The organism is Phyllobacterium bourgognense, assembly GCF_003337575.1.
GTDB classification, from domain to species: Bacteria; Pseudomonadota; Alphaproteobacteria; order Rhizobiales; family Rhizobiaceae; genus Phyllobacterium; species Phyllobacterium bourgognense.
Map to the genome: position 1 here is coordinate 108,076 of NZ_QPJM01000009.1, position 13,743 is coordinate 121,818.

Sequence of the window (13,743 nt, forward strand, 5' to 3'; positions counted from 1 at the left end):
CAGCATAGGCTGTGCCAGTATCGGAGGTTGAAATGAACATATTTACAGGCACCCCCATTAGCGCTCAGCAAAAGCAAGCGCGTTCTGAACAAAAGCCTATCGTGTTGGTGGTTGATGATGACGAATCGCTACGACTATCCATATGCGATCTGTTGGAATCTGTCGGGATTCAAGCGGCCGGATACGGATCTACACAAGCGCTCATGGACGCCAACGTCCTCAACCGACCGGGTTGCATAATCCTCGATGTTCGCATGCCGGGCTTGAGCGGTCTTGACTTTCAGGCCCGGCTGGCCGCAAGCGGCATTTCCGCAACGATTGTTTTCCTTACGGGGTACGGCGACATTCCGATGACAGTGCAGGCGATGAAGGCCGGCGCAGTCGAGTTCCTCACCAAGCCGTTTCGTGACCAAACATTGCTGGACGCGGTAAGCAAAGCTATCGAAATCGACAGGGAAAAACGCGCCGAACAGCTCGAAAGCGACACTAACGTGGCACGATATCTCACGCTCACTCCTCGTGAGCGCCAGGTAATGGAGGCCGTTGTACGAGGAAAGCTAAGCAAGCAAATCGCGTTCGATCTCAACATAACGGAAATCACAGTCAAGCTACACCGGAGCAACCTGATGCGCAAAATGCAGACACCTTTTGTCACCCAATTGCTTCGAGCCTGGCAGTCGATTCCCAAGGATATACGTCACGACAATCCGCGGTGATCAAATGATGTTCATCTCTCAATGAACCCAACTCAAAATAGGATATCACTCTTTGCCACAATAGGTTGCAGGTCGTTTGACTCGCCCATCATGCCCCGCATTGCTATCTCGATTCTCCGTGCGATGGACGAAATTGGTACATCGTTGGCATTGCCCTCAAATGGGTTCGATGAGTTCTCTCCGACTTTTTCCAACGAAACGAAAACCCAACCGACAGCAACGCTGAATGGGACGTTCAGCCAAGCCGTCCAATCCGCGATGCCGGCAGACTTTCCCAATTCATAGGCAAACGGAAATAGGCCAAAAGGAATGATGGCGACAAACATTTTTACCAAAATAACGGCTATCGAATAGTAGTTGCGGGGGTAGGGATAGTTTTTGATTAGCTTCAGTCCGCCCTGCAATCGGGAAAGATCATCAAGTCGGGCTATCAGCCCAATGAACATGTACTCGCTGATAAGATTTTGCTTGCGTAGTTTTCTGAGTGCTTCGTATTGCCAGTCAAGAATGAGGCTTTCTTTGTCACCCGAACACGCCATTATTTTCTGCACTTCGTCATCCGACAAGTAGTTTTTCAGTTCGTCGTCAAGTGCGGAAGTGCTTTCAGGGCTTGGGATTTTGGCAAGGAAACGAATGTTGCCGGCATCGAACCTATTCTCCCAAGATCTACTGTCTCGCAAATAAAAGCGTAGAGAAGTGAGCCAAGCGAAATGGCGATAGAACATATCTTCCAATCGTGCACCCGAAGGAACATCACCCAGCTCGCACGTTGCAGAGATCAGCCTTTCGGCCAGGATGAAGCTACTGCCATTGAGTTGCTCCGATAGCGTCAGGGCGTTGGTGCATCGTGCAAAACATTGCTGACTCTTAAATGCGAGGCTAATCGCTAGTGCCGCCCCGACGATTGTCAGTATCGGCGCTGGCACTGTCAGGAAATTCAATGTCGAAACGTGAAGGAACAAAGTTGCAAACAAAGCCCAGCCAATTAACCATTGGGTCTCCTTTCTCGTCCAAGCAAGGAAGTCGTTGACGCTATATTGCCGGCCTATATGCATGGATTAGCCATTTTTTTGTTTTCGAGACGATAGAGCGGAGTCAACGAGGTCATTATATTCTGGATGCGTTTGCAAGAAACTGTGCATGAACGAGCATCTTATGACTGCTTTCTTGCCTTCCTCACGGAGTATATCGAACACCCCCTCGATTAATGCCGCGCCTATACCCTGACTGGCAAATTCGGGAACTTCGACCTTAAAGAACACAAACTGTTCGTCCTCCAGTCGGTAGTATGCAGCTGCCCACATCCCATCATGTATCTGGCGTTCAAAGCGATGCTTTTCCCGGTTGTCTCTGACTTGGGCATCCATTGCAGTTATCTCCTTGCTCAATTGGCCATAGAGCGGGTTAGCCAATCGATGTACTGCAACGAACCCACGCGTGCTCCCTTGAACGGCAGCAGCGTGTCGTCATTGAGTTCGACGCCGTAGTACCGGGCGCTGTCGTCGGTTATCACCTGGCGGGTATCTTCATTAGCTGCGAGATGCATTCGGGCGATTTCGTCGAGGCCGAACTGGTCGCGTCCGCCAATCTCTACGGTATCGTTCTTTGGTGCTTTCACCGCTAATTCAGCCAACATTTCTGCGACATTTTCAGCAGCTATCGGTCTGACCGCCGCCGAAGGAAGCCGAAAGCCATCTCCGTCCGCGCCCATGTCGATCACGCCGCCGATGAACTCAAAAAATTGCGTTGAACGAAGAATGGTATAGGGCCGTCTCGCTGCCCGAATGAGGTTTTCCTGCACCATCTTCGCGCGGAAATAGTCACTCTCGACAAGGCGCGGTGTTCCTACCACTGAAAGCGCAACGTAGTGTTTGACACCAGCATCTCTTGAGGCGGCCAGAAGATTCCTGGTAGATGCCCTGAAAAAGTCAAGCGCAGAGTTGTCACCAAAGGACGCCGCGTTGGTGACGTCGATAACGACATCAGCCCCTGAAATAACGTCCCCAAGGCCTTCCCCCGTCGCGCTGTTAATCCCCAGTGAAGTGGAGGCGGCGACAACGTCGACACCTCCCTTTTCAAGTTTTTCTACGAGATGGGTTCCAATTTGCCCAGTCGCCCCCATGACGGTGATTTTCATCGTTTCCTCCCTGCGAAATGTCACTTCACCGGAATGACAGCTGGAGCGTTCTTGTTCTTAAGCAGCACAACGATGAATTTCGCCGGTTTGGTCTTACTCGCATTTCGGCTCACCAAGTGAATGTCGGAAGGACTTTCGTAATAGGTTTCCCCAGGCGACAAGGTGACTGCTTTTTCTCCTTTGACCTGCATCACGATCGAGCCCTCCAAAACATAGACAAACGCATTTGCTTCGTGTTTGTGAATGGGTGAAGAACCTCCCGGCCCATACTCGACTGATATCATCAGCCCCTCCTTGCCGGGATAATTCGGAAGGTCCTTTCGTGTGAGCGGGGTGACCTTTGCGGTATCTTCGGCGGCAAACGCAATACCGCCATGCAGGCAAGTGGCCGCAGATACAAAAAGTGTTAGCAAAACTGCCTTCATCGTAGAAATCCTTTTTTGAATAATGTGAACAAAGCTTCTGGCTGGGGAACTTCATCCTAATGACCGCTCAGACGGGTCACCGGATGAATTGAATCACTTCGGCTGTTGAGACTGGCGGAACCAGTCTTCGAAGCCGATCTTCCCGATCCGCGCACCGTTGCCCGGCACGATCGATTGATCGTTGAGCTCAGATCCAAAATAACGAGCATGGACATCTGCCTCGACCGTACGCGGGTCGTTGGCCGCTTTCAGATAGCGGGCAATGATTACATTCATGGGAGCACGCTCAGGACCCGCTATCTCGATCATACCGTTGAGCGGGTTCCCCAAGGCGACTTCTGCCATTGTATCGGCAACATCGTCCGATGCGATGGGCTGGAACGCTGCAGGAGACAACCGGGTGATTGTGCCGACCGTTGCTTCATCAGCAATGCCCTTCAGGAACTCAAAAAACTGGGTTGAATGGACGATCGTGTAGGGGATCGGCGATTCCTTGATGAGGCGTTCCTGGGCAAGTTTTGCTCTGAAGTAGCCATTCTCCGGCAGTCGGTCGGTTCCCACAATTGACAGGGCAATGTGGAGTTTCACGCCAGCATCGGCTTCGGCGGCAAGCAGATTGCGGCCCGATGTTTCGAAAAATTCGAGAACGGCCTTATCTTCCCAAGAGGGCGCATTTGCCAGGTCAATGACGACTTGCGCACCGACTAATGCTTCAGTCAGACCCTCGCCGGTGATGGTGTTGACCCCCGTGTTTGGTGACGCGGCAACAACCTCGTGGCCTTTATTGCGCAGACGTACAGCGGTTTTTGACCCGATAAGCCCTGTTCCACCGATGATCACGATTTTCATAACATTTCTCCTTCTTTCGGCCCTCGCGGCCGATGATCAACTAGATTTCTCGACCGCATTGCTCTTCGCAAGGACTGCTTCTGTAATCGAGTTCGGCAACCGCCGCGGCTTCTCGATCAGCCCCAGAAGCGGCATGATGACGATGAAAAATGCGAAATAATAAAGCGTCGCCAACTGGGACAGGACGATGTAGGTGCCTTCCGCGGGCCGCGATCCGAGCCAGCCGAGGAAAAGGCCATTGGCAACGAAAAGCGTGAAAAAAAGCCTGTATAATGGTCGATAGACCGCCGAACGTACCTTCGTGGTATCGAGCCACGGCGCGAAAAACAAAACGGCAATGGCGGCGAACATGGCCAATACCCCGCCGAGCTTGGAGTCGATCGGTCCGACGCTGAAAGTGATCGCACGCAGAATCGCGTAAAAGGGAAGGAAGTACCATTCAGGCACAATGTGCGCAGGCGTCTTCAGCGGGTCAGCTACAGTATAATTGTCGGGGTGGCCGAGAAAGTTCGGCATGTAAAAGACGAAATAGGCCAGAACGAGCAAGAAGACGACAATTCCAAGCGCGTCTTTGACCGTTGCGTGGGGGGTGAAGTCAACGACGTCCGTGGGCAATTTGACGTCAATGCCAATAGGATTGTTCTGGCCCACCACGTGCAATGCCCAGATATGCAAGGCCACCACGCCAGTAAGCATGAATGGCAGAAGATAGTGCAGCGCAAAGAAGCGATTGAGCGTCGGATTGTTGACTGAAAAACCACCCAGGAGCAATTGCTGAATCCAGTCGCCGACCACCGGAATGGCGGTGAAGAAGTTGGTGATGACGGTGGCACCCCAAAACGACATCTGTCCCCAAGGCAGGACGTAGCCCATGAATGCAGTCGCCATCATCAACAAAAAATTCATGCAGCCGAGCACCCAGAGAAGCTCTCGCGGCGACTTGAACGAGCCGTAATAGAGGCCCCTTCCGATGTGGATATAGACGGCAATGAAGAAGAAAGACGCTCCGTTCGAATGCAGGTAGCGAAGCAGCCAGCCGGAGTTCACGTCACGCATGATCTTCTCGACTGAAATAAAGGCCAGTCCCGTATCGGGAGCAAAATGCATCGCCAGCACGACGCCTGTCAGTATCTGAGAAACCAGCATGACGGTGAGGATGCCGCCGAATGAGTAGGCGTAGTTCAGGTTACGCGGAACCGGGTAGACTATGAAGGAATCGTACACCATCCTCGGCAGCGGCATGCGGGTGTCAAACCAGCGTTCAACGCCCGTCTTTGGCGTATAGATCGGACGTTCGCGTCTCAACGGGTTTCTCCCTGCTGCCCGATTTCCGGCATACGGTCGCGGCACTTTTCGGACGAGATGAATCTTCGGCGGCTGCGCGCATTGGCTAGCCGAGCCGCCGCAAATGTTAAGTCGTCCGAAAGCTCCCGTCTTTCCGGCGTCAGCGCTGCATCAACGCCCCAAAGCCTCAAGATCAACGTCATTAAACTTGAAAGCGCGAAATGGGTGGTCATCTTCGATCTTCCTCGTACCGGGTTGCGGGTTTTCACTTTGCAAAACTCAAGGGGTCTCGACCATCGTGCGCAGGACGTGTGCGTTCTATACTCTGGTATAGGGATACCTGAGTGTAGGGCTATGGCGTTTCGTCGGTGCCGAGCGCCTCGTCTATGATGCGGCGGATGGTGCGGGCGCAGCGGCCGCAACGAGCGCTGCAGCCGAGACAGCCGTAAACCTTACTGATCGAGCGTGTCCGCTCCACCTCGATAGCGAAGCGGACATCCTGATCAGTGAATACGTTGCATGAACAGACAATCATGATGTGATGGCCAACCTAACAGCGGTCAGTAGTCCCACCAGGCTGGAACCCAACGAAACAAATCACCATGGGCCGCCACGCGACCGACAGACGGAAAGGGTATGTGCGTCGATACCAGCCACGAGCCAGTCTCTGCCAGCTCGCGCATCAGACGGAGCCGAACGCGGGTTGCCTCCTCCGGATCGTGTTCGAATCCATTGTGCCACTCGGGGTGCTCAAACGACACAGGAAATATGGCGTCGCCGCCGAACATTAGCCGTTCGCCGCCGGATGCCATGCGGACAACGCTGTGTCCGGGAGTGTGGCCGCCAGTGCGGGTGACGACTATGCCTGGTGCCACCTCGGACTCTTGATCAAACGTATGGAGCTGGCTGCGATACTCGTCGAGGAATTGCAGTGACGCTCGTCTTGCCAACTCCGCAAGTTCAGGTGGCATTCCGGTACGAGAGAAATCGGGGGCCTTCCAGAACTCGGCCTCGGCCGCCGATACGTGGATTCGCAGGTCCGGACGCAGTTGATCCTTCACGCCGTCTACGAGCAGTCCGCCTACGTGGTCAAAGTGCATATGGGTCAACACCACATCGGTCACGGCCGCCAGATCAACCCCGGCCGCCTTCAGTCGATGGCCGAGCTGCCCGGCGCGCGGGAAGTCGGGGTATTCCTCACCTATCCCACTGTCAATAAGGATGGTCTGGTCGCCGATGCGCACTACGACTGCATTTAGCGGCCAGTCGAACGCGTCGTGAGCAAGGAGTCTTTCGTCCAGCCAGGCACCGCGGATTGCTGGGTCAGCGTTGGTTGCCATGGATTCAGCTGGCGGCGTTAATACTCCATCGCTGATCACCATTACGTCAATGTCGCCGACCTGTACCGCGTAGCGCGATGGAACCGACTCGTCGATTCCCGCCTTGCCGGCGAGTGGGGTGTTGTCGAAGCTCATGTCAATCTCCTGCTGAGTAGCGTTTCGTGATTGCATTAGTCGTCGATTTGAGATGGAGGCGGAATCGGCCTGTGGTATAGGCTTCTTATGCCCGACGAATAGGTGGAACACCGAGAAGTTCTCGTGCCCTTGAACCATGGGTTAAGTCGGCTGCATCAGCTGGCTGGGTGCTGTAGTCAATTCGAGAATGCCGATAAACAGTTCAGGTGCCGCCAATCAACACTCCAGAATTGTAGTGCCAAGGATCGGATGAAACTTAGTGTTGGCTCCCGGTCATCAGGGATGAAAATCGGCGAGCGGATGACGAAACCCAGACTTCCCAGCCGCAATCCAGGCCACTCTAACCAGAAGAATAGCACGGCTTCACACTTGGTAGGATAGTCTGCGTGCGCGGGATGACGGCACATACCGCTGTACAAAATGCGGGTAACTGAATGTTCCGGAGGCTAGAGGCGGCGTGCAACTGAATTTGAGGTCATTGACAGGACGAAACGAAATTCCGTTTGAGGACAGTCTTCAATCTTCGGATATCAGGACGACCATTCTGCAAACGTCCATGCGGTTGTTCCAAGTCAATGGTTATGTCGGCACCTCGGTAGAGTGCATTGCCCTTGAGTCGTCGTGCAGTATGACCGCAGTGCACGAAGAATTTACGGATAGGATTGGGATATTCGGCGCGATCGTATCTGATGTTGTCGAACAAGGACTCCAGTTGCGCATACACAAGGACGACAACGCGATTGATCTAGGCACCGTGCTGATGGAACATGGTCGACAGATCGTATCCCTGTCCGAAACGTCCGATCTGTTGTTCCTGTACCGCTTGACGGTGTGGGAATCGGCGGCGGCTCCGGAGTTGGCCAGCGCATTTTTTGAATACGGTCCTCGTCGGTTGTCAGTGCGAATTGCGAAGCAAATCATGAACGACTGTGAACAATTTGGCATTCAGGCCGACGTGACCCGAGCCATCTCGAACTGGATGGCTACTCTGCTCTACGCTCAAATTCACCTGAGATGCTTGAGCAGAGTTTCATCAGCATCGCAAGAGCAGATGACACACGAAGCGATAGGCTTTTTACTCGATGCAATTCTGCAGAACGCTCGGGCATCTCGAAACAATCCAATCGGGAGAAGCTGAACCTAGACGAAAGTATAGCGTAGCCAGCAATCAAGTAGGATAGCTGGCCTGACGAGCGGATTCCATAATCGTCAAATTCCCCGCCACTCAATCCATCCACAATAGCCGCTTGAAGTTCGGTCGATAGACTATGGGGACTTACAGCCGCCAATCTTGGAGTAAGAAATGCTCGCCAATGCCATTGTTGAAGACAACCCCACTTTCAACCGTTACGAGATGCCGATAGCCGACGGTCTCATTGCCGCGGCGTATTACAGGACTGAGGGTCATATTGTGATTTTAACCCACACGGAAGTGCCATTCCAATATTCGGGCGAAGGCATCTGTTCACAGTTGGCGAGGGGGGTATTCGACATAATACGCGAGAGTGGCCGCAAGGTAATGCCAACTTGTACGTTCATGGTAAAATTCGCGGGTCAACATCCAGAGTATAGCGATCTGATCGTTGGCTGACTGATACCGAAGTCCTCTTTACGAATACATCTTGAGCCAGGCACGCACCACTGGTGAACAGGTCTAAGCTCCAGAACCTGGTTTTCATAGTAAGCGGTTTGCCGCACTGTTTAATTCCGGTGTCACAGGACTCCAAATCAATGTCATTGTCCGCTCGTATAACTCCGCACTTGCCTTGTCTTCGGCGCTTTGCGCACGCCATCGCGGGTTCACAATATCGGGGCGACGCCTATGTAGCTGCCACTCTGGAGAGTCTCATTCACGACATAGAGATTTTCCCACACACCAGTTCTGATCGCGTGGGCCTGTGCAAGCTCTTTCTCAGATTTTTTAATTCGGTAGATGGGTCCGAAATTGGGCAGAGAAAGCAAGTGTTTGCTGGATTCAAGTCGTCTACGACAGCGCGTCAAGCACTTCTTTTGACTGCCATTGAAGGTTTCAGCGAGGCCGAGACAATGGAGATCCTCGAGGTGACCGAAGATGTGTTGCATGCGCTACTGGAGGATGCATCTGACGAACCCGTCGGCGCATCGCGATCGGCATCTTCAATTCGCCGGAATATCCACATACTGCCGCGAAGATCCAACGTATAGCGGGTGAATGCGCCTCGTGATCTCTCGGCAATTAAACTACAGTAGATCAAACCAACTGCAAAGCCGACCGTTGTCATCGCAGCACACATACATATTCAGCAGATCATGTGCGAACGTTGCGGTTCACCCTCGACGGAGAGTGGGCAAACCATGGTTCTATAGATTTGGAGGGCGTTTTTAGGCTCTGTGGGCCTCATTTTTCGAATGTCTGGAGTCTGCAATGCGCTTTTACTTTTTAGTGGCCCTTATAATTGGAACGTTTGCGGGTATATCGGCAGTGCCGGCAGCAAATGGCACGATTATCGATGGCAAGTCGGACGTGGAGGGGGTCGCTTATCACTACCTTTTGGCGCAGGGTGGGCCGCAAACAGTAGTGCTGCTGCATGGCTGGGGTACCACATCATACATGTGGCGTCATGTGATGCCGCAATTGGCGGCTAAAGGGTATACAGTTCTCGCGCCGGATCTACGTGGTCTGGGCGACACCGCCAAACCTCTGGCCGGCTATGATAAGGCTTCGATAGCCGAGGACGTTCGAAAGCTGGTGAGCAATCTGGGCATCGGTCCGTCGGTGAACCTCGTCGGCCATGACATGGGCGGCATGGTCGTCTATGCTTATGCGGCCAAACATCCCAATGACGTTGAGACACTGGCGATTCTGGATGTTCCTCTCCCCGGCATTGAGCCTTGGGACGAACTGATCCAGGGCCCTCGTACTTGGCATTTTCGCTTCCACTCTGTCCGCGATGTTCCGGAAATGCTTATCGCAGGCCGTGAACTCGAATATCTCAAATGGTTCCACACTGCCGAGGGCGTTAATTCGCGCGCCTTCGACAACGAAGCCGATGAGTTTTACGGACGCTCATATGCTCAACCGGGGGCACTTCGGGCTGGTTTTGAATATTATCGTGCATTTCCCAAAGACGTGGAAGCTAACAGATTATTTTCCATCGAAAAGCTACAGATGCCGGTTCTTGCCATGAGTGGAGTTGGGGGCATGGGACTGGAGTATGGCAACCATATCCGCCACGTCGCAAAAAACGTGCGGGGCGTGGTCGTGGAAGGTTCTGGCCATTGGATCCCTGAAGAGCAGCCTGCAGCCGTCACGAAAGCACTGATCGAATTTCTTCCTGCACCCATGTGATTGCCACCCCATCGGGTCGCTGCGGCGGACACGGCAAGTGGATGGCAGAGAGCCATCTCGCCGTTGGCAGAAACGGGATAAGCGAAAGCCGATCCAGCCAAACACGTCGTTGGAAATCCTCAACGATAATAGCCTAATGTTGCTTTGGGTTTTGCGACCAATGCGTGATACTGGAACCGTCCAGGTATCCGGGAGCGCGCCCTATCGCCGGGCTGGCGTCTTTCATTCTTCTTCGCATCTCCACATAGCCGTTTGCGCTATGGGACAATAAGAAATGGCACTTTAGCGGCAGCTGATAAATACGGCTGGCCGATCCCAAAAGGGAAGGCGTCAATCCAAGAAAGCCTAGATGCAGCGAACGCTACCAAGTCGAAGTTGTGATGTTCGGCCATGCCAAAGAGCGAACTGCTACGCACGTATCCAGTAGGCATTTGTACCGAAACCTTGGCACCGTGTCTTGCCATATAGAGGGCAAGGTCTCCACCAGGTTGTTCACCTGCGATCTTGCCAGATCTGTCGTTGGCGATAAGGTCTATTGAGACACTGTCTGCCAGCAGTAGGAGTAATCCAGTAATGAGCTGCCGGGGAATTGAACTACCATTCCAGCCTGCGAGTATTCTATTTGGTGGTTCCTTCTTCACCCACAATGGAGGTACCACGATTACAGGAAGCTCAGCTTTTGACAGTATCGACTTGAGCGACCAAATGCCTGAAATAAAATTCGGCGGGGGCGTTCCCATAACAATCAAATCGGCATGCAGAGCAGTCAAGATTGTGCTTCTGTAGACCTCATCTCTTTCAATCCAATGATACTCATATGTTATATTTTGACCTTCCGTTGCGAATAGAAACAGTTTGTGTGCGATCATTGAATTGCGTACGGCGTCACACCGATGGTGTTTTATCAAGCGCTGCATGGCCTCTTAGCCACGCACAAAAGATTCCGAATTGTTGCAGCTCGACTTAGGAGCAGTTACACAAAGTGCTACCAAATGAGCGCTATGACGGAGGCATAACTGCACCGCATACTGGGCCCTGACAAACGTGTCGGGAGAACTGTCAACCAACAAAACTACAGTTTTTAAACCCATAGCTTTCCTTTTGCGTGCGCGCCTTGTTTTGGCTCGCGCTGCCGGCGCCGTCACTAGCGGAAGTTCAGATGGCCTCTAACATCGAAGATAGATCTCGGGAAAATTGGCTGTTGAAGCGTCAACACGAGACCAAAGATTGGCTGTCGGGATGCGACAAGACAATCGATCGACAAAGAAGATGATTTCCCTACTGTGAAATAGGCTTCCAAGGTGGGTTATTTTTCAACGTCGCAAAAGTATACATTGGTTTATGTGTTCGCAGGATCTGTTGGCCAGTGAGAGAAACGTTAGAAGTCGTGAAACAGGTCATGACTGAAGTTCAGGAACGATTTGCTGCGATCTATGGTGTGTGTTTGGGCTTTCCGACGACTAGTGTTTTCGCGTTGAGCGTTGTGGTTCTATGCTCCATAGGGCCGCAATATTCCTATCCGAGGCGACATGCGTTGAGTAGTGCTCTCACCCGTGTGCGCATTGTGCATACGGATGAGAGGTTCTCTGAGGACGAGACTTTATTCATTGAAGAAGGAGGTGAATTCCTCAACTTCGAGTTTGTAGTTTTCCATATTGTTTTCCGGCCGATCATTATCGGCATATCCAAGGGCCATACCCGCAACAACCAGATCAGATTCGGGTATTCCAAGTTCCGACCGGAGCAACGGATTTTGCAGGGACCAGATCTGCTGAGTACAGGTATCAAGCCCTCTGGCCCGCGCGGCAAGCATTACGCTCTGGAGGAAACAGCCGTAACAAATGAAACTTGACCATTCCAGGCGACGATCCATCGAGAATATGATCCCGATAGGAGCATTGAAGAATCTAAACTGACGTTCATTGTCTTTTAGCCGTCCATACTTGTCACTTCGCGGCACACCGACGGCGTCTCCCAATTGACCACGAAAAACATTGAATCTGGCAAAGTACGGCTCATCGAGTGTTGACGGGAAAAATGCGTACTCGGGCGTAAGCCTTTCAGGACCGGCCCGATAAATATCAACGGCTTTGGAACTTATCCTCTCTTTTGCTTTGCCTGACAAAACAAAGCATTTCCAAGGCTGGATGTTACTAGAACTTGGTGCGTATCTAGCGACTGATAAGATGTCCTTGACGGTTTCCATTGATACTGGCGTATCCAAAAATCCGCGTTTTGCTCGTCTTTGGATGATCGCTTGGTCCACCGATATCTTGTCCTCAAGATCCCGGCAGGTTAGGTTCATTCTCGTGTTCAAGTCCATTCCCCTTTTGTAGCCGACTATAGTCTTCAAAGGTGGCGACATCGTCTTGCGTACGGGCGCTGAATTCGCCAGCTTCATGTCATGCTGACGTGAATTATGCAGATCGCAAGTGCTTGGACGGGGGCATACTCATCAACGTCGATTCGATTGCTTCTTGTTGGATGGATGGAAGCTCAGCGACATTCGAGAAATAGGTACGCACTCTCGGCAGATCACCCCACAGACTACCAAGCCCAAGGTATTCAAGTCTTACTAAACTCACTCCCCAAAATAGATCAGCAAGGGTGACCGTGGTACCACACAGCCACTCAGCGCCGTTTGCTTGGAGGTCTCGATCCAACTGGACGATTATTTCGCGGGCCCTTGAACGCGCAGCATGCTGGAAAGAGGGATCACGACTGACATTCTTGCCCCCTTTTTCCTTCTTTATTTTCGCATGGTATGCGGCAACCAGTTCATGGTCGGCCGAATTGTCGGCGGCAAGCTCCTGTAGCGCTTCAACCTTATCGTCGTACACGGACAGCATCAGTTCTTGAAGTATTTGGGGCCGCCGGTCGTCCTCAGGATGAAATCCGTACAACAACGCAGGGTGTGGAGTGTTGTCGACCGCATCCAATTGCGCTTTCATTTGTGCAAGCAACAATGGGTCGTTTGGCACCAGTGAAGGCGAGTTCGAAACAGTCCCGTTGACATGCAGGCAAATGCGTAGCGAGTCGACTATCACTTCGCCTGTGAAAAGATCCACGAGCGTCGGCACCGCACAGGCATCAAAACCTTGAGTTGAGACCGACGACACACCCGTATAGTTGGCCGCGAGATCAGTACTTAGCAGTTTGCCACCAATCAACCTCAACCGCACGTAATCGGGATGATAATTCTCAGCCGGAATTAGCTTCCCCGATGATGCCATCCTGTTGCCTATGATGACCATATCGCAGGATTTGAAAGCCGCGCCCTTTTGCACCAGTGTGGCACGCACTTTCTGTGAACAGAAGGACATTGCGGAATGGAAAAGTGTAAACCGCCCTTGCTCGTAACCGTTGGTGTTTCGCTCGGTCAGTCTGGATGGGTCTGCTATGCTATTGTTCGCCTTCGCGAGCATCATCTCAAGTGTCGATTTGTCCATGGGGAAAGTGCCTCCATCCTCGAAAGCTGATCAATGCGTCATGGGTGGCCGGCACCCGTGTGCCGGCCCAACACGCCAAC

The 13,743-nt window shown here is 52.5% G+C and carries 17 protein-coding genes; 5 read left to right on the forward strand and 12 right to left on the reverse strand.

Annotated features, from left to right (window positions below):
- The first annotated feature begins 32 nt into the window (after window positions 1-32).
- Window positions 33-716 (forward strand): response regulator transcription factor, encoded by a 684-nt coding sequence (locus C7476_RS16320; protein ID WP_114430960.1) that lies wholly within the window; start codon window positions 33-35, stop codon window positions 714-716.
- A 32-nt stretch (window positions 717-748) separates the two neighbouring features.
- Here the strand turns inward: C7476_RS16320 and C7476_RS16325 are convergent, their stop codons facing one another.
- The 9 genes from C7476_RS16325 to C7476_RS16365 all read right to left on the reverse strand — a co-directional run bounded on the left by C7476_RS16325 (window position 749) and on the right by C7476_RS16365 (window position 6,886).
- Complete coding sequence (locus tag C7476_RS16325) at window positions 749-1,771, reverse strand: bestrophin family protein (protein ID WP_114430961.1); 1,023 nt, start codon at window positions 1,769-1,771, stop codon at window positions 749-751.
- Window positions 1,772-1,774: 3 nt separating this feature from the next.
- The gene (locus C7476_RS16330; protein WP_114430962.1) at window positions 1,775-2,083 is read right to left on the reverse strand and encodes a GNAT family N-acetyltransferase; all 309 of its coding nucleotides are present in this window, start codon (window positions 2,081-2,083) and stop codon (window positions 1,775-1,777) included.
- A gap of 17 nt (window positions 2,084-2,100) precedes the next feature.
- Window positions 2,101-2,853 (reverse strand): SDR family oxidoreductase, encoded by a 753-nt coding sequence (locus C7476_RS16335; RefSeq protein WP_114430963.1) that lies wholly within the window; start codon window positions 2,851-2,853, stop codon window positions 2,101-2,103.
- Between the two features lie 20 nt (window positions 2,854-2,873).
- The gene (locus C7476_RS16340; protein WP_114430964.1) at window positions 2,874-3,278 is read right to left on the reverse strand and encodes a cupin domain-containing protein; all 405 of its coding nucleotides are present in this window, start codon (window positions 3,276-3,278) and stop codon (window positions 2,874-2,876) included.
- A 93-nt stretch (window positions 3,279-3,371) separates the two neighbouring features.
- The gene (locus C7476_RS16345) at window positions 3,372-4,127 is read right to left on the reverse strand and encodes an SDR family oxidoreductase (RefSeq protein WP_114430965.1); all 756 of its coding nucleotides are present in this window, start codon (window positions 4,125-4,127) and stop codon (window positions 3,372-3,374) included.
- A 36-nt stretch (window positions 4,128-4,163) separates the two neighbouring features.
- Window positions 4,164-5,369, reverse strand: a complete 1,206-nt coding sequence (locus C7476_RS16350; RefSeq protein ID WP_114431068.1) for a cytochrome b — start codon at window positions 5,367-5,369, stop codon at window positions 4,164-4,166.
- Window positions 5,370-5,428: 59 nt separating this feature from the next.
- The gene (locus C7476_RS16355; protein ID WP_114430966.1) at window positions 5,429-5,644 is read right to left on the reverse strand and encodes a hypothetical protein; all 216 of its coding nucleotides are present in this window, start codon (window positions 5,642-5,644) and stop codon (window positions 5,429-5,431) included.
- Between the two features lie 119 nt (window positions 5,645-5,763).
- Complete coding sequence (locus C7476_RS16360; RefSeq protein WP_114430967.1) at window positions 5,764-5,946, reverse strand: (2Fe-2S)-binding protein; 183 nt, start codon at window positions 5,944-5,946, stop codon at window positions 5,764-5,766.
- 25 nt (window positions 5,947-5,971) lie between these two features.
- The gene (locus C7476_RS16365) at window positions 5,972-6,886 is read right to left on the reverse strand and encodes an MBL fold metallo-hydrolase (protein ID WP_181872469.1); all 915 of its coding nucleotides are present in this window, start codon (window positions 6,884-6,886) and stop codon (window positions 5,972-5,974) included.
- A gap of 556 nt (window positions 6,887-7,442) precedes the next feature.
- Between C7476_RS16365 and C7476_RS16370 the strand changes: the two genes are divergently transcribed.
- From C7476_RS16370 to C7476_RS16385, 4 genes are all read left to right on the forward strand, one after another.
- On the forward strand, window positions 7,443-8,024 hold the full coding sequence (locus C7476_RS16370; protein WP_114430968.1) for a TetR/AcrR family transcriptional regulator C-terminal domain-containing protein: 582 nt from the start codon (window positions 7,443-7,445) through the stop codon (window positions 8,022-8,024).
- A gap of 165 nt (window positions 8,025-8,189) precedes the next feature.
- Complete coding sequence (locus C7476_RS16375) at window positions 8,190-8,477, forward strand: GNAT family N-acetyltransferase (protein ID WP_114430969.1); 288 nt, start codon at window positions 8,190-8,192, stop codon at window positions 8,475-8,477.
- A 140-nt stretch (window positions 8,478-8,617) separates the two neighbouring features.
- Window positions 8,618-9,070 carry a hypothetical protein gene (locus C7476_RS29435; RefSeq protein WP_425373996.1) on the forward strand — a complete coding sequence of 151 codons (453 nt, stop codon included), beginning with the start codon at window positions 8,618-8,620 and terminating at the stop codon, window positions 9,068-9,070.
- Between the two features lie 220 nt (window positions 9,071-9,290).
- Entirely contained in the window at window positions 9,291-10,214 is a 924-nt protein-coding gene (locus C7476_RS16385) for an alpha/beta fold hydrolase (protein WP_114430971.1), read from the forward strand.
- Window positions 10,215-10,471: 257 nt separating this feature from the next.
- On the opposite strand, the gene C7476_RS16390 is transcribed toward C7476_RS16385, so the two are convergent.
- From C7476_RS16390 to C7476_RS16400, 3 genes are all read right to left on the reverse strand, one after another.
- Entirely contained in the window at window positions 10,472-11,131 is a 660-nt protein-coding gene (locus tag C7476_RS16390) for a hypothetical protein (protein ID WP_147274668.1), read from the reverse strand.
- A 683-nt stretch (window positions 11,132-11,814) separates the two neighbouring features.
- Window positions 11,815-12,531 carry a nitroreductase gene (locus C7476_RS16395; RefSeq protein ID WP_210207799.1) on the reverse strand — a complete coding sequence of 239 codons (717 nt, stop codon included), beginning with the start codon at window positions 12,529-12,531 and terminating at the stop codon, window positions 11,815-11,817.
- Between the two features lie 100 nt (window positions 12,532-12,631).
- Window positions 12,632-13,663, reverse strand: coding sequence for a glutathione S-transferase family protein (locus C7476_RS16400; RefSeq protein ID WP_114430973.1), 1,032 nt, complete (start codon window positions 13,661-13,663; stop codon window positions 12,632-12,634).
- Window positions 13,664-13,743 lie beyond the last annotated feature (80 nt).

What these genes read in the sequence shown, in the direction of transcription:
- C7476_RS16335 (WP_114430963.1), bottom strand. Translation starts at nt 2,853, where the DNA reads ATGAAAATCACCGTCATGGGGGCGACTGGGCAAATTGGAACCCATCTC.
- C7476_RS16365 (WP_181872469.1), bottom strand. Translation starts at nt 6,886, where the DNA reads ATGAGCTTCGACAACACCCCACTCGCCGGCAAGGCGGGAATCGACGAG.
- C7476_RS16330 (WP_114430962.1), bottom strand. Translation starts at nt 2,083, where the DNA reads ATGGATGCCCAAGTCAGAGACAACCGGGAAAAGCATCGCTTTGAACGC.
- C7476_RS16400 (WP_114430973.1), bottom strand. Translation starts at nt 13,663, where the DNA reads ATGGACAAATCGACACTTGAGATGATGCTCGCGAAGGCGAACAATAGC.
- C7476_RS16375 (WP_114430969.1), top strand. Translation starts at nt 8,190, where the DNA reads ATGCTCGCCAATGCCATTGTTGAAGACAACCCCACTTTCAACCGTTAC.
- C7476_RS16325 (WP_114430961.1), bottom strand. Translation starts at nt 1,771, where the DNA reads ATGCATATAGGCCGGCAATATAGCGTCAACGACTTCCTTGCTTGGACG.
- C7476_RS16320 (WP_114430960.1), top strand. Translation starts at nt 33, where the DNA reads ATGAACATATTTACAGGCACCCCCATTAGCGCTCAGCAAAAGCAAGCG.
- C7476_RS16350 (WP_114431068.1), bottom strand. Translation starts at nt 5,369, where the DNA reads ATGCCGCTGCCGAGGATGGTGTACGATTCCTTCATAGTCTACCCGGTT.
- C7476_RS16390 (WP_147274668.1), bottom strand. Translation starts at nt 11,131, where the DNA reads ATGCAGCGCTTGATAAAACACCATCGGTGTGACGCCGTACGCAATTCA.
- C7476_RS16370 (WP_114430968.1), top strand. Translation starts at nt 7,443, where the DNA reads ATGCGGTTGTTCCAAGTCAATGGTTATGTCGGCACCTCGGTAGAGTGC.
- C7476_RS29435 (WP_425373996.1), top strand. Translation starts at nt 8,618, where the DNA reads ATGTCATTGTCCGCTCGTATAACTCCGCACTTGCCTTGTCTTCGGCGC.
- C7476_RS16385 (WP_114430971.1), top strand. Translation starts at nt 9,291, where the DNA reads ATGCGCTTTTACTTTTTAGTGGCCCTTATAATTGGAACGTTTGCGGGT.
- C7476_RS16360 (WP_114430967.1), bottom strand. Translation starts at nt 5,946, where the DNA reads ATGATTGTCTGTTCATGCAACGTATTCACTGATCAGGATGTCCGCTTC.
- C7476_RS16340 (WP_114430964.1), bottom strand. Translation starts at nt 3,278, where the DNA reads ATGAAGGCAGTTTTGCTAACACTTTTTGTATCTGCGGCCACTTGCCTG.
- C7476_RS16345 (WP_114430965.1), bottom strand. Translation starts at nt 4,127, where the DNA reads ATGAAAATCGTGATCATCGGTGGAACAGGGCTTATCGGGTCAAAAACC.
- C7476_RS16355 (WP_114430966.1), bottom strand. Translation starts at nt 5,644, where the DNA reads ATGACCACCCATTTCGCGCTTTCAAGTTTAATGACGTTGATCTTGAGG.